Raw genomic sequence first — 5,764 nt, 5'->3', positions numbered from 1 at the left:
GACCCGGCCGAGGCGGTCGGGCGGACGGTGAGCGACGTTGCCGCCGCCGCACCCGCATCGCGGCCAGCGTGCCGTCGGGCGGCAGCAGGCTCAGCACCCCGGCGATCGGTCCGGCGGCGGCCAGGCGTGCGGGGCCGGGCAGGTCGGTGGTGGCCAGCACTCCGACGCCTTCGGCGAGCAGGGCGTCCACCAGCGGGTCCGGGCGGTCCTGGAGGACCAGCCAGGTGCCCTCCGGTCGGGTGGGTGCCGCCTCGGGCAGCGGTTGCCACCCGATGCGGTAGCGCCAGGTACGCACCGCCTCGGCGGTCCCGTCGCCGGTGCCGGGCCAGAAGCGGCGGCGCTGGAAGGCGTACGTGGGCAGCGCGGTCCGGCGTGCCCCGGTGCCCGCGAACACCGCCTCCCAGTCCAGGCGTACGCCGTTGACGTGCAGGTGGCCGACGGCGTTCATCAGCGCGGCCACCTCGGGCCGCTCCCCGCGCAGCACCGGCACCCCGGCCACGCCGACGCACTGCTCGGCGAGGCCGGCGAGCACCCCGTCCGGTCCGAGTTCCAGGTAGGTCGTCGCCCCGTCGGCGCGCAACCGGCGCATCGCGTCGAGGAACCACACCGGTTCGCGGAGCTGCCGGACCCAGTAACCCGGGTCGGCGGCCTGGGCGGCGGTCAGCGGCGCACCGGTGACAGTGGAGACCAGCGGGATCCGTGGGGTCGCGTACCGCAGGGTCTCGGCGACCCGGCGGTAGTCGTCGCGTACGGCGTCCAGGTGTGGGGAGTGGAACGCGTGGCTGACCCGCAGCGCCCGGACCTTGCGGCCCAACTCGCGGAAGTGGGTGCTGATCCGGTGTACGTGGTCCGGGTCGCCGGAGACCACGCAGGCGCGGGGCGCGTTGACGGCGGCGAGTCCGACGGCGCTCCCGTGGCCGTTCAGTAGTGGCTGCACCTCCTCGGCGGTGGCCTCGACGGCGGCCATCGTCCCGGGGCGGCGTACCGCCTGCATGAGCCGGCCGCGCGCGGCGACGAGCGCGGTGGCGTCGTCGAGGTCGAGGATTCCGGCGACGTGGGCGGCGGCGATCTCGCCGACGGAGTGCCCGGCGATCCGGGACGGTCGCACGCCCCAGCTCTCCAGGAGCCGGAACTGGGCGACCTCGACGGCGAACAGGGCGGGTTGCGCGTACTCGGTGCGGTCGAGGGCCACCGGGTCGTCGCGCAGCACGTCGCGGATCGGGCTGTCGAGGTGCCTGTCGAGCCGGTCGCACACCGCGTCGAACGCCTCGGCGTACGCGTCGAAGGTGTCGTACAGCGCGAGGCCCATGCCGGCGCGCTGGCTGCCCTGGCCGGTGAACAGGTAGGCGAGCCCGTCGTCCCCGCCGCCAGGTACGCCCCGGACCAGCCGCGCCGAGGGACGGTCGTCGGCGAGGGCGTCGAGCCCGCGCAGCAGCTCGTCGCGGTCGGCGGCCACCACCACCGCGCGGTGGTCGAGGGCCGCCCTGGTGACGGCGAGCGAGTACGCCACGTCCACGTCCGTGGCGTCGGTGCCGGCGCGCAACGCGACGCGCAGCCGGTCGGCCTGCTCCCGCAGCGCTGGCGGGCTCTGCCCCGCGAGGGGGTACGGCAGCGCCGCCGGCACCGACCCGGACCGCACCGCCGGGTCGACCGAAGGAGCCGGGTCGACCGAAGGAGCCGGGTCGACCGGAGACACCTCCTCGGCCGGTGGCGCTTCGAGGACGGCGTGCGCGTTGGTGCCGCTGATGCCGAAGGCCGAGATGCCGAAGCGGCGCGGCTCGCCGTCGCGCGGCTGCCAGGGCGTCGCCTCGGTGAGCAGCCGCACCGCGCCGGCGGACCAGTCCACGTGCGGGGTCGGCGCGTCCACGTGCAGCGTCGGCGGCAGCACGCCGTGCCGCAGCGCCTCGACCATCTTGATCAGACCGGCGACGCCGGCCGCCGCCTGGGTGTGGCCCAGGTTCGACTTGACCGACCCGAGCCAGAGCGGGCGTTCCCGGTCCTGCCCGTACGTCGCCAGCAGTGCCTGCGCCTCGATCGGGTCACCGAGGGTGGTGCCGGTGCCGTGCGCCTCCACCGCGTCGACGTGTGCGGCGGTCAGGCCGGCGTCGGCCAGCGCCTGCCGGATGACGCGCTGCTGCGCGGGACCGTTCGGGGCGGTCAGGCCGTTGCTGGCGCCGTCGGAGTTGACCGCGCTGCCGCGCAGCACGGCGAGCACCGGGTGCCCGTGCCGGCGCGCGTCGGAGAGCCGTTCAAGGACGACGATGCCGGCGCCCTCACCCCAGCCCGTCCCGTCCGCGGCCGCCGCGAAGGGCTTGCACCTGCCGTCCGGGGCGAGCCCGCGCTGACGGCTGAACTCGACGAACAGCGCCGGGGTGGACATCACAGTGACCGCGCCGGCGAGCGCCAGGTCGCATTCGCCGCGGCGGAGGGCCTGCGCGGCCAGGTGCAGGGCGACGAGCGCGGACGAGCAGGCGGTGTCGACGGTGAGGGCGGGCCCTTCGAGCCCGAGGGCGTACGCGATGCGACCGGAGAAGACACTCGCCGCGCTGCCGGTGACCAGGTAGCCCTCGCCGCCCTGCGCGGCATCGGTGCCGGCGAGCACTGCCGGGTAGTCCTGGCCGTTGGTGCCCGCGTACACGCCGGTCCGGCTGCCGCGCAGCGTCGACGGGTCGATGCCGGCCCGCTCGGTCGCCTCCCACGCGAGTTCCAGAAGCAGGCGCTGCTGCGGGTCCATGGCCAGCGCCTCGCGCGGGCTGATCGCGAAGAACGCGGCGTCGAACCCGGCGGGGTCGCGCAGGAACGCGCCCTCGCGGGCGTACGAGGTGCCGCGCCGCGCCGGGTCCGGGTCGTACAGGTCGTCGCGCCAGCCCCGGTCGTCGGGGAACGCGCCGACGGTGTCGAGGCCGGCGACGACCGTACGCCAAAGGTCCTCGGGGTTGTCGATGCCGCCGGGGAAGCGGCAGCTCGCCGCCACCAGCACCACCGGATCGCCGTCGTGGCCGCCGGTGTCCGTCACGACGGGGGCCTCCGTCGCGTCGCCGAACAGCTCCCCGTGCAGCCGGTTCGCCAGCGCGCGCGGCGTCGGCTCGTCGAAGACGACGGTGGCGGGCAGCCGCAGCCCGGTGGCCGCGCCGAGCCGGTTGCGGATCTCCACACCGGTGAGCGAGTCGAAGCCGAGGTCCTTGAACGAGCGGTCCGCGCGGACCTGGTCCGGCCCGGTGTGCCCGAGGGTGGCCGCGACGTGTTCGCGGACCAGGTCGAGCAGCGCGCGCCGGCGGTCCTGGACGGCGACGGCGGTGAGCGGGGCCGGCTGCGCCCGGCGGGCCTCGGCGGCGCGGATGGCGCGCACCTCGGGGACGGCGTGCAGCAGCGGCCGGGTCCGGGAGGCGGTGAACGCCAGGTAGAGCCGGTCCCACTCGACGTCGACCACGGCCACGGTCGGGATGCCGGCCTCGACCGCCCGGCGCATGCCGTCCAGCGCCGTCTCCGGCGGCATCTGCGGCAGCCCGTGCCGGCGCAGCAACTCGTCGACGCCCGCCTCGGCGGCCATGCCGCCGCCGGCCCACGCGCCCCAGGCGATCGACGTGGCGGGCAGGCCGGCGGCGTGTCGACGTTCGGCGACGGCGTCGAGGAACGCGTTGCCGGGGGCGTAGCCGGCCTGTCCGGGTACGCCGAGCGTGCCGGCGATCGAGGAGAACAGCACGAACGCCTGGAGGTCGAGGTGTCGGGTCAGCTCGTCCAGGTGGACGGCGGCCGTGGCCTTCGCGGCCAGCGCGGTGGCGAGCTGTTCCGGGCGCAGGTGCTGCACGACGGCGTCGTCCAGGGCCGCGGCGGTGTGCACGACGACGGTGGGCGGGTACTCGGCGATGACCTCGGCGAGCCGGTCACGGTCGGCGACGTCGCAGGACGTCACTGTGACGCGGGCGCCCAGCCCGGTGAGGTCCGACCGGAGCCGGTCGGCGCCCGGCGCGTCGGGTCCCCGGCGACTCACCAGCACCAGGTGCTCGGCGCCGTGCCGGGCGGCCCAGCGGGCGACGTGCGCGCCGAGGGCTCCGGTGCCGCCGGTGACCAGCACGGTCCCGGAGGGCTGCCAGGGCGTCCGGGGGGTCGGGTCCGGGGGCGCTGGCACCAGGCGGCGCAGCAGGACGCCGTGCGGACGGATGGCGACCTGGTCCTCGGCGTCGCGTCCGGTCAGCACGGCGGCGAGCCGCGCGCCGGTCGGGGCGTCGATCTCGTCGGGCAGGTCGACAAGGCCGCCCCAGCGGTCGCCGTGTTCCAGGCCGATGACCCGGCCGAGACCCCAGATCAGCGACTGGGTGGGCGCGTCGAGGGGGTCACCCGGGCCGGTCGAGACCGCGGATCGGGTGGCCAGCCAGAGCGGGGCGTCGATTCCGGTGTCGCCGAGGGCCTGGGCGAGCGCCACTGTGGCCGCCAGGCCGGTGGGCACGTCCGGGTGCGCCGGGTGCGGGCTCTCGTCGTACCCCAGCAGGGACAGCACGCCGGCGACGGGCCCGGCGGCGACGGCCTCGCGCAGGCCGGCGGTGAGGTCGTCGCCGGTGGCGACGGCGAGGTGCCGGACCGTGGCGCCGTGCCGGGTCAGCGTCGGCGCGAGGTCGGGGTGCGGCGCGTCGGTGGGGGTGACGAGCAGCCAGGTGCCGCGCAGCGTGGCGTCCGGCACCGTGGTCGGGTGCCAGGCGATCCGGTACTGCCCGGGCCCGCCGGTCGGCGGGGCGGCGGGCGCCTCCAGCCAGTGGCGGCGGCGCTGGAAGGGGTACGTGGGCAGCGCGACCCGGGCCGGCTGGTACGGGGCGTAGCGGCGGGTCCAGTCCACCGGCACCCCGGCGGCCCAGGCGCGGGCGAGCGCGGGGTCCAGGTCGTGCTGGTCCCGGCGCAGGGTGCCGAGGGTGAGGCCGAGCACGGGGTGGGGGCTGACCTCGATCAGGGTGTCCATCCCCGCGACCGCGTCGGCGAAGCGGACGGTCTGCCGCAGGTTGCGGTACCAGTAGCCGGCGTCCAGACCGGTGGTGTCGAACTGCTCGCCGGTGACCGTGGAGTGGAACGGCACCCGCGCCTCGCGCGGCCGGATGCCGGCCAGCGCGGTCAGGATCTCGTCGCGGACCGCCTCCACCTGCGACGAATGCGACGCGTAGTCCACGGCGATCCGCCGGGCCCTCGGCTCGGTGGCGAGGAACCGCTCGACCGCGTCGATGTCACCGGACAGGATCGTCGAGTCCGGACCGTTGAGCGCCGCGACCGACAACTCCCCCGGGTCCACGTCGGCGAAGGGCACCGACACCATCCCGCCCCGACCGGCGACGGCCCGCAGCGCCCGACTCCGCAGCGCGACGATCCGCGCGGCGTCGTCCAACGACAGAGCGCCCGCCACGTACGCGGCGGCGATCTCCCCCTGCGAGTGCCCCACCACCGCCGACGGTTCGACGCCGCAGGACCGCCACAGCCCGGCGAGGGAGACCATCACCGCGAACAACGCCGGCTGCACCACGTCCACCCTGTCGAGGGGGCCAGCCAGCGCGTCGCGCAACGACCAGCCCGTGTGCGGGCGCAGCGCCTCGTCACACGCCCGCATCTCCGCCGCGAAGACGGGCGACGAGTCCCACAACTCCAGACCCATCCCGGTCCACTGCGAACCCTGACCCGGGAACACGAAGACCGGCCGGGCCGCCGCCGGTGCGGTGCCGTGGACCAGGCCCGGGTGCTCCCGGCCGGCGACGAGGGCGGCCAGGGCGTCGTCGTCCGCGACGAC

Annotated in this window: 1 protein-coding gene; it reads right to left on the bottom strand. The window is 76.4% G+C overall.

The window, feature by feature from the left end:
• Window positions 1–5,764: type I polyketide synthase (locus tag ABZU52_RS31725; RefSeq protein WP_354974602.1), on the bottom strand; the 5,764-nt coding region annotated here is incomplete at both ends.

This window comes from Micromonospora sp. NPDC005220, from assembly GCF_040607895.1.
Lineage (GTDB): Bacteria > Actinomycetota > Actinomycetes > Mycobacteriales > Micromonosporaceae > Micromonospora.
Note: the sequence above shows the minus strand (reverse complement) of the source record. Positions and strands in the feature narration are given on the sequence as shown.